General features: G+C 51.0%; 12 protein-coding genes. 5 read left to right on the top strand and 7 right to left on the bottom strand.

Annotated elements, in window-relative coordinates:
• Positions 1 to 35: 35 nt before the first annotated feature.
• A complete protein-coding gene (locus ACTHSW_RS09365; RefSeq protein WP_440373886.1) occupies positions 36 to 3,248 on the bottom strand; it encodes an efflux RND transporter permease subunit in 3,213 nt (1,070 codons plus the stop codon).
• 11 nt (positions 3,249 to 3,259) lie between these two features.
• On the bottom strand, positions 3,260 to 4,528 hold the full coding sequence (locus tag ACTHSW_RS09370) for an efflux RND transporter periplasmic adaptor subunit (protein ID WP_440373887.1): 1,269 nt from the start codon (positions 4,526 to 4,528) through the stop codon (positions 3,260 to 3,262).
• 226 nt (positions 4,529 to 4,754) lie between these two features.
• Here ACTHSW_RS09370 and mtrR point away from each other — a divergent pair, with 226 nt between their 5' ends.
• Positions 4,755 to 5,390 carry a multidrug efflux system transcriptional repressor MtrR gene (gene mtrR / locus ACTHSW_RS09375; RefSeq protein WP_070462000.1) on the top strand — a complete coding sequence of 212 codons (636 nt, stop codon included), beginning with the start codon at positions 4,755 to 4,757 and terminating at the stop codon, positions 5,388 to 5,390.
• A 65-nt stretch (positions 5,391 to 5,455) separates the two neighbouring features.
• On the opposite strand, the gene ettA is transcribed toward mtrR, so the two are convergent.
• Positions 5,456 to 7,132 carry an energy-dependent translational throttle protein EttA gene (gene ettA, locus ACTHSW_RS09380; RefSeq protein WP_003747462.1) on the bottom strand — a complete coding sequence of 559 codons (1,677 nt, stop codon included), beginning with the start codon at positions 7,130 to 7,132 and terminating at the stop codon, positions 5,456 to 5,458.
• 340 nt (positions 7,133 to 7,472) lie between these two features.
• On the opposite strand from ettA, the gene ACTHSW_RS09385 reads away from it, so the two are divergent.
• The 3 genes from ACTHSW_RS09385 (at position 7,473) to pgmB (ending at position 11,835) form a co-directional block, all read left to right on the top strand.
• A complete protein-coding gene (locus ACTHSW_RS09385; protein WP_440373888.1) occupies positions 7,473 to 8,825 on the top strand; it encodes an SLC45 family MFS transporter in 1,353 nt (450 codons plus the stop codon).
• A 73-nt stretch (positions 8,826 to 8,898) separates the two neighbouring features.
• Positions 8,899 to 11,157, top strand: coding sequence for a glycoside hydrolase family 65 protein (locus ACTHSW_RS09390; RefSeq protein ID WP_107811062.1), 2,259 nt, complete (start codon positions 8,899 to 8,901; stop codon positions 11,155 to 11,157).
• A gap of 12 nt (positions 11,158 to 11,169) precedes the next feature.
• Positions 11,170 to 11,835, top strand: coding sequence for a beta-phosphoglucomutase (gene pgmB, locus ACTHSW_RS09395; protein WP_070461995.1), 666 nt, complete (start codon positions 11,170 to 11,172; stop codon positions 11,833 to 11,835).
• Between the two features lie 70 nt (positions 11,836 to 11,905).
• On the opposite strand, the gene murI is transcribed toward pgmB, so the two are convergent.
• Positions 11,906 to 12,715: a glutamate racemase gene (gene murI / locus ACTHSW_RS09400; RefSeq protein ID WP_049331752.1), complete on the bottom strand. Its 810-nt coding sequence runs from the start codon at positions 12,713 to 12,715 to the stop codon at positions 11,906 to 11,908.
• 61 nt (positions 12,716 to 12,776) lie between these two features.
• Positions 12,777 to 14,006, bottom strand: a complete 1,230-nt coding sequence (locus ACTHSW_RS09405; RefSeq protein ID WP_070461994.1) for a multidrug effflux MFS transporter — start codon at positions 14,004 to 14,006, stop codon at positions 12,777 to 12,779.
• Positions 14,007 to 14,247: 241 nt separating this feature from the next.
• On the opposite strand from ACTHSW_RS09405, the gene ACTHSW_RS09410 reads away from it, so the two are divergent.
• The gene (locus tag ACTHSW_RS09410; protein ID WP_070461993.1) at positions 14,248 to 15,777 is read left to right on the top strand and encodes a helicase HerA-like domain-containing protein; all 1,530 of its coding nucleotides are present in this window, start codon (positions 14,248 to 14,250) and stop codon (positions 15,775 to 15,777) included.
• A gap of 66 nt (positions 15,778 to 15,843) precedes the next feature.
• On the opposite strand, the gene ACTHSW_RS09415 is transcribed toward ACTHSW_RS09410, so the two are convergent.
• Entirely contained in the window at positions 15,844 to 17,199 is a 1,356-nt protein-coding gene (locus tag ACTHSW_RS09415) for a PFL family protein (RefSeq protein WP_036493871.1), read from the bottom strand.
• Between the two features lie 15 nt (positions 17,200 to 17,214).
• On the bottom strand, positions 17,215 to 17,487 hold the full coding sequence (locus tag ACTHSW_RS09420; RefSeq protein ID WP_070461992.1) for an ACT domain-containing protein: 273 nt from the start codon (positions 17,485 to 17,487) through the stop codon (positions 17,215 to 17,217).
• Positions 17,488 to 17,529 lie beyond the last annotated feature (42 nt).

The raw sequence follows: 17,529 nt of genomic DNA on the forward strand, positions 1-17,529 counted from the left end.
GAGGCCGTCTGAAAATTTTTCAGACGGCCTTTGCTTTAGTGCTTGTCTGAATCGTGTTTACCGTCTTCAATCATGCCGGCTTCAGCGGCGTGTTTGGCGGCCATCTCATGCTCGTGTGCGGTTTCTTTAAAGAATTTGCGCACAACCACATAGAACAAAGGCACAAGGAACACAGACAGAATCGTACCGATCAACATACCCCAGACCACGGTCGTACCAATCGCACGTTGGCTGGCGGAGCTGGCACCGCTGGCAACATAAAGCGGTACCACGCCCAAGATGAAGGCAAACGAAGTCATGATAATCGGACGGAAACGCAAGTGTGCGGCGGCAAGCGCAGCTTCAAGCGCGCTCTTGCCTTGCGCTTGCAGGTCTTTGGCAAACTCGATAATCAAAATCGCGTTTTTCGCACTCAAACCCATCACCGTAACGAAACCGACTTGGAAGTAGATATCGTTGGCGTATGCCGGAATACTGCCCAGCAGCGCTTCAAACATGTTGCGGCCGGTCACGCCCAATGCCGCGCCAATCAAGCCCAACGGAATCACAAGGATAACCGCCAACGGGATAGACCAGCTTTCGTACAAAGCAGCCAATACCAAGAATACAGCGGCAGCGGCCAATGCATACAACACGACAGTTTGCGAGCTGCCTTTGGCCTCTTCACGAGACTGGCCGCCCCATTCCAGGCTGTAACCGCCACCCATGTCATCAACCATTTGCTGTACCGCAGCCATGGCTTGACCGGAAGACACGCCATTAACAGGCGAGCCGGAAAGCTCCATTGCCGGATAACCATTGAAGCGGACGCTTTGTTCCATACCGTTTTCCCAAGAAACAGTAGCAATGGTAGAAAGCGGTACGGCAACGCCGGATTTATTCGGTACAGTCAGGTTCAGAATATCGGCAGGCTGCATACGGGCACTCGCATCAGCTTGTACCATCACGCGTTGCAGACGGCCTTGATTCGGGAAGTCGTTTACATAAGACGAACCCAAAGCAGAAGCCAAAGCAGTACGGATGTCAGAGAACGAAATACCTTGTGCTGCTGCGGCAGAGCGGTCGATGTCGATTTTCAACTGCGGCGCATCTTCCAAACCGCTCGCACGAACGGTACTTGGGTTAAACAAACCGCTTTTGCGCATTTTGTCAATCAACTCATTGCGCTTGGCCAATAATGCGGCATGGCCGCTGTTGTTACGGTCTTGCAGGTAAATCGTCAAGCCGGAGCCTGTACCCAATTCCATAATGGCAGGAGGCACAATCGCCAAACCGAAACCGTCTTTCAGCGTAGCCATCATCATGCCGGTCAACTTACCGGAAATAGAAGTCGCATCGCTGCCCGGAGCAGTACGTTCGCTCCAGTCTTTCAGAATGACAAAGCCCAAAGCCATGTTTTGGCCGGAACCGCTAAAACTAAAGCCGGAAACGGTAACAATGTTCTCGATCTCAGGTACAGATTTCGCCAGTTGAGTGATTTGAGCCAAAGTTGCATCGGTACGCTCTTTGGTCGCGCCGGCAGGCAGCTGTACGCTCAACATCAAGTTACCTTGGTCTTCAGTCGGCAAGAAGGAAGTCGGCAGACGCATAAACAGGAATACGCCCACAACAGTCAAACCGATATAGACAACCATCATGCGCAAAGTCTTGCGCAAGACTTTGGCTACCCAGCCTTCGTAGCCGTGTGTCCAGTTGTCGAATTTCTTGTTAAACCAACCGAAGAAACCTTTTTTCTCTTCGTGATGACCATTCTGAATCGGCTTGAGCATGGTGGCACACAATGCCGGAGTCAGCGTCAAAGCAAGGAATGCGGAGAAGCCGATCGATGCCACCATGGTCAGGGCAAACTGTTTGTAAATGTTACCGGTTGCACCGCTAAACATTGCCAGCGGCACAAATACGGACATCAACACGGCAGTAATACCGATCACCGCGCCGGAAATCTGACTCATCGCTTTTTTGGTTGCAGCCTTAGGCGGCAGACCTTCGCTCGCCATAATACGCTCAACGTTTTCAACGACCACAATCGCATCATCGACCACAATACCAATTACCAATACCATCGCAAACATGGTCAATACGTTAATCGACATACCCATATATGAGATAAAGGCAAAACCGCCCAACAGGGAAATCGGCACGACAATAGTCGGAATCAGCGTATAGCGGATATTTTGCAGGAAGAGATACATCACCAAGAATACCAATACGATGGCTTCCAAAAGCGTATGGATCACTTTCTCAATCGAAATTTCCACAAATTTGGAAGTATCGTAAGGAACTTTCCAGCTCATGCCGTCTGGAAAATACTTCTGCAAAACTGCCATTTTTTCTTTCACGGCAGTCGCCGTTGCCAAAGCGTTACCGCTGTTGGACAGCATCACTGCCATACCGGTGGTATTCACGCCGTTCAAACGTGTGGAAGTAGAATAGTCCTGCATACCCAAGCTGACTTTGGCAACGTCTTTCAGATAGACATTAGAACCATCGGTATTGGATACCAAAATGATGTTGCCAAACTCTTCAGCCGTTCTTAATTGCCCTTCCGCAGTAACGGTCGCCGAAATGGTCTGACCTGCAGCCGCCGGCAAAGAACCGATAGAGCCTGCAGAAATTTGGATATTTTGAGTAGCCAGTGCGTTGGTTACCGTTGCAAAAGACAGGTTGTAGTTTTGCAGTTTTTTCGGGTCAACCCAAATACGCATGGCGCGTTGCGCACCAAACAATTGTACCTGCCCTACCCCGTCGATACGCTGCAGTTCAGGAATGATATTGCGCTGGGCGTAATCGTTCATTTCCTCAATGGATTGCTTTTCAGAAGAAAGCATGACCACTTGCAAGAAGTTGGAACGCGCTTTAGATACGGTTACACCATATTGCTGTACGGTAGACGGCAATGTGGACAACACTTCCGACAATTTGTTCTGCACGTCTACCTGCGCCAAATCTTCATTGGTTTCCGGTGTAAACGTCAGACTGACGCTGCCGCTGCCGCTGGAATTGGCAGAAGTCGTCATATAGTCCAAACCTTCCACACCGTACATATTACGTTCGATAACGGCCAGTACGCTGTCTTCCATTACCTGAGCAGAAGCGCCCGGATAAGTAGCGCGCAAAGTAATGGTCGGTGCAGCAACGGACGGATATTGGGAAATCGGCAGTTTTTGAATACCGAAAATACCCGCTGCGATGATAAAAATCGCAATAACCCATGCAAAAATGGGGCGGTCAATAAAAAACTTAGACATTCATGCGTTCCTTATTTGACTTCAGATGCAGCTTTAGCTTCAGGCTTGGCCTCGGATGCCGCCTGGCCGTCTGAAACTGCCGGTGTTGCTGCCGCAGCGCTTGCAGGCGGCGTCCATTCTTTCGGCGTTACCTTTTTAGCACCCGACATAGCGGCAATGCTGATGCCTTCAACAATCACTTTGTCACCGTCTTTCAGGCCGTCTGTAATAACCCAATTGGTACCTTGCTGTTGGGCAACGGTCACGACACGCGCTTCCATTTCGCTCTTGTCATTCACCACCATCACCGTATCTTGCGAACCGCGGGTAACTGCTTGTTGCGGCACTACAAATGCATTATCCACTGCCACTTGTTCCATCAATACGCGCACATACAAGCCCGGCATCAAGATATTTCTGTCATTAGGAATGGCAGCGCGCAAAGTAATTTGACCGGTCGTTTCGTTAACAGTCGGATCTGCAAACAGCAGACGGCCTTTTTCAGGGTAAACCGTACCGTCGTCAAATTTGATATCCACTGCAATCGCGCCGTTTGCCGCCAACAATTTGCCTTCGGCAACCTGTTGACGCAGTTTCATGACCTCACTCGCAGACTGAGTAACGTTGACATACATCGGATTGGTTTGTTGGATGGTGGCCAAAACAGTGGTATCGCCGGAATTCAGCAGCGTACCTTCAGAAACTTTAGATTGACCGATAAAGCCGGAAATCGGCGCAGTAATACGGGAGCGGTTCAGGCTGATACCGGCAGATTTGATGGCTGCTTGTGCAGATTTGACGCCTGCCTCTGCTGAACGCTTGGCCGTTACGGCCGCATCATATTCTTGTTGGCTGATGGCATCGGCGGCAACCAGCGGTTTGTAGCGGGCTAAGTCGGCATTCGCTTTGGCCAAAGTCGCTTGCGCACTTGCCAACTGGGCGCGTGCGCTTTCTAAGTTTGCTTCATAAGATGAGCTGTCGATTTGATATAAAGGCTGACCGGCTTTAACATAGCTGCCCTCTTGGAACAGGCGTTTTTGCAAAATACCGCCGACTTGGGCACGAACTTCGGCAGTACGCAATGATTCCAGACGGCCTGGCAATTCGGTTGTCAATGCAACGGTTTCCGGATGCACGGTAACCACGCGGACTTCAGGCGCAGGTTGATTTTGCTGTTGCTGACTGCCTTGCGCCTGTTGGCCGGCTGCCTTCTCATCGCCTTTGCCGCAAGCAGAAAGCGCCAATGCAGTAGCCGCCGCAATCGATACGACACGCATCATTTTAGAAGCATAAAGAGCCATAATTTTCCTATCTCTATGATAAATAAGGGTTTGACTAATTAAAAATTGATTACTTTAATTTCATATTTCATAAGCAGAAATTGCCTGCTTTTGTGAAAAACAGGCTGATTATATAGTGTTGAGAAACACTATATAATATTAAATTGAATTATACATACATTCTTGCATGTTCAGAAGTAATTTTTTATAATCCGAACCATAAATTTACATTTCCTACAAAACAACTATGAGAAGAACCAAAACCGAAGCCTTAAAAACCAAAGAATATCTCATGCTTGCCACATTGGATACGTTTTATCAGAAAGGCATTGCCCGCACCTCGCTTAACGAAATTGCCCAAGCCGCAGGCGTAACGCGCGGCGCGCTGTATTGGCATTTCAAAAACAAAGAAGATTTGTTTGACGCCTTGTTCCAACGGATTTGCGACGACATCGAAAGCTGCATAAAAGAAGACTCGAACAACAATAACGAACAGGCTTGGTCAAGCTTCCGACTGACCCTGACCCGTTTTTTCGAGCGCCTGCAACACAACGAGCTTCACTATAAATTCCACAGCATTTTGTTTTTAAAATGCGAACACACCGAGCAAAACGAGGCGGTCATTGCCATCGCTAAAAAACACCAATCACTATGGCGTGAAAAAATCGTTGCTGTCCTGACTGATGCGGTACAACAAAAAGCGTTGGCGGATAATTTGGATATCGATATGGCAGTCATCTTCATCAAGTCTTCATTAGACGGCTTTATTTGGCGCTGGCTTTCTTCAGGTCAAGGCTTCGATTTAGCTCAAACTGCCCCACGCATGATTGAAATCATCATTGATACATTGGAAAACCATCCGCAATTAAGAAAACAATCATAAACATCAAAAATAAAAGGCCGTCTGAAACATTAAAAGTTTCAGACGGCCTTTTGGTTCAAACCTGCTTAACGTGTTACCGGTTTGTAACGGATACGTTTCGGTTTCGCGCCCTCTTCGCCCAAACGGCGTTTCTTGTCGGCTTCGTATTCCTGATAGTTGCCGTCAAAGAACACCCATTTAGAGTCGCCTTCACAAGCCAGAATATGCGTAGCGATGCGGTCGAGGAACCAGCGGTCGTGCGAAATCACCATCACGCTGCCGGCAAATTCCAACAATGCGTCTTCCAACGCGCGCAGGGTTTCTACGTCGAGGTCGTTAGACGGCTCGTCCAGCAGCAACACATTGCCGCCGCTCAACAAGGTTTTTGCTAAGTGCAGACGACCGCGTTCGCCGCCAGACAATTGACCTGCGATTTTGCTTTGGTCGCTGCCTTTGAAGTTGAAGCGTCCCAAATATTGGCGGGCTGGAATTTCAAACTGACCAACCTGCAAAATGTCGCGGCCTTCGGCGATGTTGTCGAACACGGTTTTGTCGTTTTGCAAACCTTCGCGGCTTTGGTCAATCAAGCTCATTTTCACGGTTTGGCCGATTTTCACTTCGCCGGAATCAGGCTGCTCTTTGCCCGAAATCATTTTGAACAGCGTAGATTTACCCGCGCCGTTCGGGCCGATAATGCCGACAATCGCGCCAGCAGGTACTTTGAAGCTCAAATCGTCAATCAGCACTTTATCGCCGAACGATTTGGAAACATTCACAAATTCAATTACTTCGTTACCCAAACGCTCGGCAACAGGGATAAAGATTTCCTGAGTTTCGTTGCGTTTTTGGTATTCGTAGTTGCTCATTTCTTCAAAACGAGCCAAACGCGCTTTAGACTTGGCTTGGCGGCCTTTGGCATTTTGGCGCACCCATTCCAATTCCTGCTTCATCGCCTTCACGCGTGCAGCTTCAGACTTCGCCTCGTTTTCCAAGCGTTTTTCTTTCTGCTCCAGCCAAGACGAGTAATTGCCTTTCCACGGGATACCGTGGCCGCGGTCAAGTTCCAAAATCCATTCGGCGGCATTGTCCAAGAAGTAGCGGTCGTGCGTTACCGCAACGACAGTACCAGGGAAGCGTACCAAGAATTGTTCCAGCCACTCGACAGATTCTGCGTCCAAGTGGTTGGTCGGCTCGTCCAGCAGCAGCATATCGGGCTTGCTCAACAAGAGTTTGCACAAAGCAACGCGGCGTTTTTCACCGCCGGACAAATTGCCGATTTTGGCATCCCAATCAGGCAGTCGCAGCGCGTCGGCAGCGATTTCCAATTCATGCTCTGCACCGCCGCCGGTAGATGAACCCGCCGCAATAATCGCTTCCAAACGACCTTGTTCTTCCGCCAACGCGTCAAAATCCGCATCAGGATTGGCATACTCGGCATACACTTCTTCCAAGCGTTTCTGCGCCGCGGCCACTTCGCCCAAACCGCTTTCCACTTCCTCGCGTACGGTTTTCTCAGGATCAAGCTCAGGCTCTTGCGGCAAATAGCCGATTTTAATGCCGCCCATCGGCACGGCTTCGCCCTCGAATTCTTTATCCACACCCGCCATAATCCGCAGTACAGTAGATTTACCCGCACCGTTCAAACCGAGCAAACCGATTTTCGCGCCGGGGAAGAAGGAAAGGGAAATATCTTTAATAATGGTTTTTTGCGGCGGCACAACCTTGCTCACGCGCAGCATAGAATAGACGTATTGTTGGGACATAGTTTTCTCGTTTCCGTCAAACAAATTTCAGACGGCCCATTTTAACCTATTGCCCCAATACTTGCTTGTTCAAATGCCGCCTGAAAATAGAAATAAGCATCAAAATATACACCGAGCCGAACCGATACCCTCATTGCCCGACGGTATCAATGCCAAACCGCAAAAAATTTGATTTAAGCCAGTTTATCCTTGAACTGGCATTGCCAATATCCGGCGCGCTTCATAAAATGCACCTATATCCTTGAAAGTACGTACACAAACAATAACGACAGAGAACACCACACCAAGGAACCTTTCAGATTTCTCAATAAAAATACTTTTTAAAAAAAGGATTTACCTCATGTCGGAAAATACGCAAAAAACAGCAAAACAAGGTTTGCCGTCACTGGCAAAAAGTACGATTTGGATGCTGAGCTTCGGCTATCTCGGCGTTCAGACGGCCTTTACCCTGCAAAGCTCACAAATGAGCCGAATTTTTCAAACTTTAGGCGCCGACCCGCACAATTTGGGCTGGTTTTTCATTCTGCCGCCATTGGCCGGTATGTTGGTTCAGCCGATTGTGGGCTACTACTCAGATCGCACTTGGATGCCGCGCTTGGGCGGCCGCCGTCTTCCCTATCTGCTTTACGGTACGCTGATTGCGGTTATCGTCATGGTTCTGATGCCGAACTCGGGCAGCTTCGGTTTTGGCTATGCTTCTTTGGCGGCCTTGTCGTTTGGCGCGCTGATGATTGCGCTGTTGGACGTGTCCTCCAATATGGCAATGCAGCCGTTTAAAATGATGGTCGGCGACATGGTCAACGAGAAGCAGAAAAGCTACGCCTACGGGATTCAAAGTTTCTTAGCGAATACGGGCGCGGTTGTGGCGGCGATTCTGCCGTTTGTGTTTGCGTATATCGGTTTGGCGAACACGGCCGAAAAAGGTGTCGTGCCGCAGACCGTGGTCGTAGCATTCTATGTGGGCGCAGCCTTACTGATTATTACCAGTGCGTTCACCATCTTCAAAGTCAAAGAGTATGATCCGGAAACCTACGCCCGCTACCACGGCATCGACGTGACTGCAAATCAGGAAAAAGCCAACTGGTTCGAACTCTTGAAAACCGCGCCCAAAGCGTTTTGGACGGTGACTTTGGTACAATTCTTCTGTTGGTTCGCCTTCCAATATATGTGGACTTACTCGGCAGGCGCGATTGCAGAAAACGTTTGGCAGACAACCGATGCCTCTTCCGTAGGCTACCAAGAAGCAGGCAACTGGTACGGCGTTTTGGCGGCAGTACAATCCATTGCTGCCGTCATATGTTCGTTTATTCTGGCAAAAGTACCGAATAAATACCATAAAGCCGGTTATTTCGGTTGCTTGGCTTTGGGTGCACTCGGTTTCTTCTCCGTTTTCTTCATCAGCAATCAATACGCGCTGGTGTTGTCTTATACCTTAATCGGTATTGCGTGGGCCGGTATTATTACCTATCCTTTGACGATTGTAACCAATGCCCTCTCCGGCAAACACATGGGTACTTATTTGGGTCTGTTTAACGGCTCTATCTGTATGCCTCAGATCGTCGCCTCTCTGCTGAGCTTTATCCTCTTTCCTATGCTGGGCAGCCATCAGGCAACCATGTTCTTGGTTGCAGGCGCAGTCTTGCTGCTGGGAGCCTTCTCAGTATGTCTGATTAAAGAGACCCACGGCGAATAATCCATCAATACCATCGGCAAAGGCCGTCTGAAACCTTTGCCGAACTTACAATTTTAATAACAGGAGCTTTACGATGTACACAAGAATCATGGAAATCAGCCCTTGGACGCTGCGTTCGGCAAAACTGGAAAAAGAACACAAACGGCTGCAAGAGAGCCTGACCAGCTTGGGCAACGGCTATATGGGTATGCGCGGCAACTTTGAAGAAACCTACTCCTCCGACAGCCACTTGGGTACCTACATCGCCGGCGTGTGGTTCCCCGACAAAACCCGCGTCGGCTGGTGGAAAAACGGTTACCCAAAATATTTCGGCAAAGCCATCAACGCGCTCAATTTCAGCAAAGTCAAAATCTTTGTTGATGGACAAGAGGTGGACTTGGCGAAAAACGACGTTGCCGGCTTCTCCGTCGAACTCGATATGCAGCACGGCGTATTGCGCCGCTCGTTCACCGTATTCGGCGTGCGTTTCAATGTGTGCAAATTCCTGTCCGTCGCGCAAAAAGAGCTGGCGCTCATCCGCTGGGAAGCCGTATCCGTTGACGGCAAAACCCACCAAGTCCGCATCGATTCCATCATCGATGCCGACGTGAAAAACGAAGACTCCAACTACGAAGAAAAATTCTGGCAGGTATTAGACAAAGGCGTTTCAGACGACCACTCCTACATTGCCACCCAAACCGTTGCCAATCCCTTCGGCGTGGAACAATTCATCGTCAACGCCGAGCAAATCTTCGCCGGCAGCTTCAAAGCCCTCGGCGGCAGCCAAACCGACTGGCAGGTCTCCAATTCTTTCGAAGCCGAAGTCGGCGGTACGCCCGAAACCTTTGAAAAACGTGTGATTATTACCACCAGCCGCGATTATCAGGGCTTGGAAGCAGTGAAAGCCGCCGGCCACGCCTTGTCGGAAAAAATCGCAGGCGTTGCGTTTGAAACCTTGCTGGACGCGCACAAAGCAGGCTGGCTGCACCGTTGGGAAATCGCCGACGTGGTCATTGAAGGCAGCGACGAAGCGCAGCAAGGCATCCGTTTCAACCTGTTCCAACTGTTCTCCACCTACTACGGCGAAGACGCGCGCCTGAACATCGGTCCGAAAGGCTTTACCGGCGAAAAATACGGCGGCGCGACCTATTGGGACACCGAAGCCTACGCCGTGCCGCTCTACCTCGCACTAGCGGAACCCGAAGTTACCCGCAACCTGCTGCAATACCGCCGTAACCAACTGCCGCATGCGCAGCACAACGCGCGCGAACAGGGCTTGGCGGGCGCGCTCTATCCGATGGTAACGTTTACGGGCATCGAGTGCCACAACGAATGGGAAATCACCTTCGAGGAAATCCACCGCAACGGCGCAATTCCTTACGCCATCTACAACTACACCAACTACACCGGCGATGAAAGCTATCTTGCCAAAGAAGGCTTGGAAGTCTTGGTCGAAGTGTCCCGCTTCTGGGCGGACCGCGTCCACTTCTCCAAACGCAACGGCAAATACATGATTCACGGCGTAACCGGCCCGAACGAATACGAAAACAACATCAACAACAACTGGTACACCAATACCCTCGCCGCATGGGTATTGGATTACACCCGTGAAGCCCTGGCGAAATACCCGCGTCCGGATTTGAACGTGAGCGCCGCCGAGTTGGAAAAATGGGCGGACATCAGCGCGAATATGTACCGTCCGCATGACGGAGAACTCGGCGTATTCGTGCAGCACGACGGCTTCCTCGACAAAGACATCCGCCCCGTGTCCGCGCTTTCACCCGACGATTTGCCGCTCAACCAGAAATGGTCGTGGGACAAAATCCTGCGTTCGCCCTTCATCAAACAGGCGGACGTCTTGCAAGGCATCTACTTCTTCGGCGACCGTTTCAACATGGACGAAAAACGCCGCAACTTCGACTTCTACGAACCGATGACCGTGCATGAAAGCTCGTTGTCGCCTTGTATCCACGCTATTCTCGCCGCCGAACTGGGCAAAGAAGAAAAAGCCGTGGAAATGTACCAGCGCACCGCCCGTCTGGACTTGGACAACTACAACAACGACACCGAGGATGGCCTGCACATCACCTCCATGACCGGCTCGTGGCTCGCCATCGTCCAAGGTTTCGCCCAAATGAAAACTTGGGGCGGCAAACTCAGCTTCGCACCGTTCCTGCCGAATGCGTGGACAGGCTACGCCTTCCACATCAACTACCGCGGCCGTCTGATTAAAGTCGCCGTCGGTAAAGAAAACGTCGTCTTCACCCTACTCAAAGGCGAACCGCTCGATTTGCAGGTGTACGGCAAAGACATCACGCTCAACGGCAGCCACACCGTTGCATTGGAAAAATAAGGAGGGCGCAAAATGACTTTTACCGCAGTGCTCTTTGACCTCGACGGCGTCATCACCGACACCGCCGAATACCACTACCGCGCATGGAAAAAGCTCGCCGAAGAACTGGGCATCAGTATTGACCGCAAGTTTAACGAGCAGCTCAAAGGCGTGTCGCGCGACGATTCGCTCAAACGCATCCTCGCACACGGCGGCAAAACCGTCAGCGAAGCCGAGTTCGCCGAACTGACCCGCCGTAAAAACAACAACTACGTCGAGATGATTCAGGCAGTCAAACCCGAAGACGTGTATCCCGGCATTTTGCCCCTGCTGGAAGCATTGAAAGTAAACGGCAAAAAAATCGCCCTCGCGTCCGCCAGTAAAAACGGCCCCTTCCTGCTAGAACGCATGGGACTGACCCACTTCTTCGACGCCATTGCCGACCCTGCCGCCGTCGCGCATTCCAAACCCGCCCCCGACATCTTCCTCGCCGCAGCCGAGGGCGTGGGCACGGACATCCGCCACTGCATCGGTATCGAAGACGCCGCCGCCGGCATCGCCGCCATCAAAGCCGCCGGTGCCTTGCCCATCGGCGTGGGCAAAGCCGAAGACTTGGGCAGCGACATCGAGCTGGTCTCCGGCACCGCCGAGCTGACCTACGCCTACTTGCAAAACGTGTGGGAACAGTCGGGCAGATAAAATTCTAAGGAAGTAAAAAGGCCGTCTGAAAACCTGAATCAGGTTTTCAGACGGCCTTTAATATCACCCATCAACCCAATGTTACCATCTCAATCTGTTCCATACTTCTACCCAAAAAGCGTTCGCCTATGGTGCGGAAACGCAGTGGGATGTCGCTGACGTAGAAGCGGTAATCCGGGTTGTCGTTTTCTGTATTCAGCAAACCTGCTTGCGCTAAGGCTTTGGCGGTGGCTTCGGCGGTGGTGATGGCGGAATCGACCAAGGTGACGTTTTGCGCTTCGCGGCCGATAAGCGGCTTGAGAAGTGGGAAGTGGGTACAACCCAACACCAGCGTGTCGATATCATCAGCCAAGAGCGGCTTCAGGTATTCACGTACGGTCAGGCGGGTAACTTCGTGATCGAGCCAGCCTTCTTCCACCAATGGCACAAGCAGGGGCGCGGCTTGTGTGCGCACCAGCGTGTCGTTGTTTTTCGAATGGATGGCGCGCGCGTAGGCATTGCTGTTGACGGTGGTATTGGTCGCTATAATGCCGATTCGGTTGTTTTTGGTGGTTTGCAAAGCGGCTTCCGCACCGGCGGAGATGACGTCCAATACGGGCATATTGCCTGCTTTTTGGCGGATTTTCTGTCCGGCAACCGCGGCAATAGTGTTACACGCGATGACGAGTGCTTTGACATCGTTTTCCAGTAGGAAATCGACAATCTGCATGGCAAAGGTTTCGATGGTGGCACGGGATTTGGTGCCGTAGGGAACGCGTGCGGTATCGCCGAAATAGATGATGTTTTCCATCGGCAGGCGTTCCATCAGGGCGCGAACGTTGGTCAAGCCGCCGACGCCGGAATCGAATACGCCGATGGGGCGTTGTTTGCTGGTACTCATGGTTAATTTCTTCAATATAGTGTTGAGGCCGTCTGAAACCGTTTTTCAGACGGCCCGAAGGTTAAACATATTCTTTTTTATCGTTTTCCATCCAAGCCTGATGCGAGCAAACCCACAACAGCACGATACCGCATACGGTCGAACTCAACATCATACCGGCCATCACCAAGGCGGAACCATTATGTAGCCAAGTCGTTGCCATGCCGACCGATGCGCCGATAAGGGATTGGAACACGCCTAAAACGGCATTTGCGCTGCCGCCCTCTGCGCTGAAATAGCTCATAAAGCAGGCTTGAGTGTTCGCTCCGACCAAGCCTTGCGTACCAACTGAAAACATCACGCATGGCACTAAAGCCCACAAAGGCGGCAAAGACAGCGACAACACCAAAACCGTCATCAGCAGATTGGCGGAAAATTGGACGATAATGCCCCATTTGAGGATGTTTTGCGGATGCGTACCGGTTTTCAAACGCCATGCGGTAACGCGGTTAAAAGACATCATGGTAATGATATTGAGCGCAAATATCCAAGCATATTGGTTTGGTGAAACATGATACAGATTTTGGTACACGAACGACGATTCGGTCAAAAAGGCAAACATCGAACCAAAACTGAAAGCTTGGAAAAACAGATAGCCCATCGCGGCGCGCGTTCTCAAAACACGTTTAAACCTGCCTGCCACCACGCCGAACACGTCCATGCTGATTTTGCCTTTTTGGTGCGGCTTGGGCAGGAAATACCACATCAAACCCCAAAGCAGCAGCGAATAGCAGGCCAGAAAGCCGAAAATCATGCGCCAGCCGCCCAAATTCTGCAAGCCTGCACCAATCATCGGCGCCATCAATGGCACAATCATCAGAATGATGCCGATTAAGGCAAACATCTGCGCGGCTTTGCGTCCGGAATAATAATCGCGCACCATCGCGCCGGAAATCACCACGGTCATCCCCGCGCCAAACGCCTGCAAGGCACGCAAGTTCAACAGCTGCTCGACATTATTCACCATCGTCAAACCGATAACGGCGGCAAAGTAAATGCTCAAGCCCACCAAGGCGACAGGTTTGCGGCCTTTAATATCCGAAATCGAACCGCCGACCACCTGACCAAACGCCACGCCAAACATAAAAAAGCTCAGGCTTTGCTCGATGCGGTGGATGTCCGAACCCAGCGACTTTGCCATTTCGGGAATCGCAGGCAGATAGGCATCGACAGAAAACGGCATCAGCGCGACCAACATCGCCATCAGCACGGCCATGGTTTTTTCGCCCAAAGGGGCTTGTTGTGCAGTCATTCCGACTTTCGCTTTCGTAAAAAATATTCAAAAAACAAAGAAAACAACCGCCTTGTCAGACGGTTGCGGATTGGATGGAATTATAGCAGATTTCAACCTTGTCCAATCACTGCAAAAAAACCTTTGCAAAACTTAAGGCCGTCTGAAACTTTGCTTGGTTGAATCCCCTCGCCGCAAACGTTAAAATGCTTGTTTTTTAAGACAACAAATTGTTTCACATCACGGATTCTAAGGAATAATCATGACTACATTTCAAATTGCGCGTGCCGACGGGAAAACGCTCGAAATCCAAGGCAAAATGGCCAACCGCCACGGCTTGATCGCCGGGGCGACCGGTACGGGTAAAACCGTTACCCTGCGCCGCATGGCGGAAGCCTTCAGCAGCGAAGGCATCCCTGTATTCTTGGTCGATGTCAAAGGCGATTTGTCAGGCATCGCGCAAGCCGGTACCAACAGCGGCAAAGTGGGCGAACGCATCGCCGAGTTTGATTTGGGCGAGCAATGGCTGCAAAATTTCCCCGTGCGCTTTTGGGATGTTTACGGCGAAACCGGTATTCCCGTACGCGTAACCGTTTCCGAAATGGGCCCTATGCTTTTGGCCCGCCTGATGAATCTGAACGACACGCAAGAAGGCCTGCTCAACCTCGTGTTCAAAGTTGCCGACGACAGAGGCTGGCACATTCTGGACTTGAAAGACCTGCGCAGCATGCTGAAACACGTTTCCGACCACGCTTCGGAATACCGCACGCAATACGGCAACGTTTCTGCCGCCAGTATCGGTGCAATTCAACGCCAACTGCTGACTTTGGAAAACGAAGGTGCAGAAAAATTCTTCGGCGAACCTTCCCTCAACCTGCAAGACTGGATGCAAACCGACAACGGCAAAGGCATCATCAACATCCTTAATTCCGAAAAACTGATGCGCTCGCCGCGTATGTACAGCGCGTTTTTGCTGTGGATGTTGGCGGAGTTGTTTGAAACCCTGCCCGAAGTTGGCGATTTGGACAAACCAAAATTCGTGATGTTCTTCGATGAAGCGCATTTAATGTTCGACAATGCCGCCAATGCGTTGGTCGAACAAATCGAACAAGTCGTGCGCCTGATCCGTTCCAAAGGCGTGGGCGTATATTTCGTCACCCAAAACCCGCTCGACTTACCCGATACCATCCTCGGCCAACTGGGTAACCGCGTGCAACACGCCCTGCGCGCCTTCACACCGCGCGACCAAAAAGCAGTCAAAGCCGCTGCCGAAACCTTCCGCAGCAATCCGAATATCAAAGTTGCCGAAGCGATTGCCGAACTGGGCGTCGGCGAAGCGCTCGTTTCCTTCCTCGACGAAAAAGGTATGCCCGAGCCGGTAGAACGCGCCCTTATCCTGCCGCCGCAATCTTCCTTAACCCCGCTTGCCGCAGAAGAGCGCAACCGCTTGTTCCAAAACGATGATTTGTATCCGACCTACAAAGACATGGTGGACAACTATTCCGCTTTTGAAGCATTGGCCGAAGCAGACAGCCAGGCTGCCGCTGAAAAAGAAGCCGCAAATACCGCCAAAGAGCAGGAAAAAGCACAAAAAGCCGCAGAAAAAGAAGCTGCCAATGCTGATCCTGGCATCCTCGGTGGACTGATCGGCGGCTTGAGCGGCGGACGCAAAAAATCTGGCCAAGGTTTGGGCTACAACGTTGCCGACGCCATCGGCAGCCAAATCAACCGCCAAGTAACCAACGCCATTTCCCGCAGCGTAATGGGCATTATTAAAAATATGTTTAAATAATTACCCTGCAAATATAAAAGGCCGTCTGAAAATCAATTTCAGACGGCCTTTTATTTATCAATCCAATCAGTTTTTCATTGATTGAACCGGAGCTGGGATTCTGCCGCCTCGGTTGACAAACACTTCGCATGAGCCTTCTTTAACCGGCATTACAGGCGCGTAGCCCAACAAGCCGCCGAACTCGACGCTGTCGCCGACGGTTTTGCCGGTTACCGGAATAATGCGCACGGCAGTGGTTTTACTGTTGATCATGCCGATGGCGGCTTCGTCAGCAATGATGCCGGAAATGGTATGAGCAGGCGTATCACCGGGAACGGCAATCATGTCCAATCCGACCGAGCAGACGGCGGTCATCGCTTCGAGTTTGTCCAGCGTCAGCACGCCTGCTTCGGCGGCGGCAATCATGCCTTCGTCTTCGGAAACGGGGATAAACGCGCCGCTCAGGCCGCCGACCGCGCTGGAAGCCATCATGCCACCTTTTTTCACAGCATCATTCAGCAAGGCCAAAGCCGCTGTCGTGCCGTGCGTACCGCAGACGCTCAAACCCATTTCTTCAAGAATGCGTGCCACCGAGTCGCCGACGGCAGGGGTTGGTGCTAACGACAAGTCGAGAATACCAAACGGAATATTCAGCATTTTTGAGGCTTCGCGGCCGATGAGTTCGCCCACGCGGGTAATTTTGAAAGCAGTTTTCTTCACGACTTCTGCAACTTCGGTCAGTGTCGTTGCATCCGAATTTTCCAACGCGGCTTTTACAACACCCGGGCCGGATACGCCGACATTGATAACGGCATCCGCTTCGCCCGAACCGTGAAACGCGCCCGCCATAAATGGGTTGTCTTCCACCGCGTTGCAGAACACGACGATTTTGGCGCAGCCGAAACCTTCGGGCGTAATTTCAGCCGTGCGTTTGATGGTTTCGCCTGCCAACTTGACCGCATCCATATTGATACCGGCGCGCGTGCTGCCGATATTGATGGAGCTGCACACGATATCGGTAGTCTTCATCGCTTCGGGAATGGAGCGGATTAACACCTCGTCTGAAGGTGACATGCCTTTTTGCACCAGCGCGGAAAAGCCGCCAATAAAAGACACGCCGATGGCTTTGGCAGCCTTATCCAAAGTTTGCGCCACGCTGACATAGGAATCGGCATGGGTAGCTGCGGCGATTTGGGCAATCGGCGTGACGGAAATGCGCTGATTCACAATCGGTACGCCGTATTTGGCAGACAGATATTTTGCCGTCGCCACCAAGTCTTTGCCGACTGTGGTAATTTTATTGTAAATATTTTGGTTCAACACATTGATATCGCTGCTGATACAGTCGTGCAGATCAATGCCGATGGTAATGGTGCGCACGTCAAAGTTCTGGTCGGCCACCATTTTGACGGTTTCTAAAATCTCGCCGGATTGAATACTCATGACTCTCCCTCCGACTTAAATACGGTGCATGGCTTGGAAAATTTCTTCGTTTTGCATACGGATGTCAAGCACGAGTTTTTTGCTCTCTTCCGCAAACAAATCCAAAACCTCTTGACGCGATTTAGCGCATTTTGAAGTGTCCACCAAAATAATCATGGTAAAAAAATCGTCCATCAACTGTTGGCTGATGTTGAGAATATTGATTTGGTTTTCCGCTAAAATTTTGGAAACGTCGTACACAATGCCCACACGGTCTTTACCGATGACGGTGATGACTGAATTGTTCATAACGCTGTTTCTCCTGATAGGATATTTGAAAAGTGTTGACAA

Source organism: Neisseria sp. P0008.S004 (assembly GCF_051962755.1).
In the GTDB taxonomy this organism is placed as follows: domain Bacteria; phylum Pseudomonadota; class Gammaproteobacteria; order Burkholderiales; family Neisseriaceae; genus Neisseria; species Neisseria subflava_A.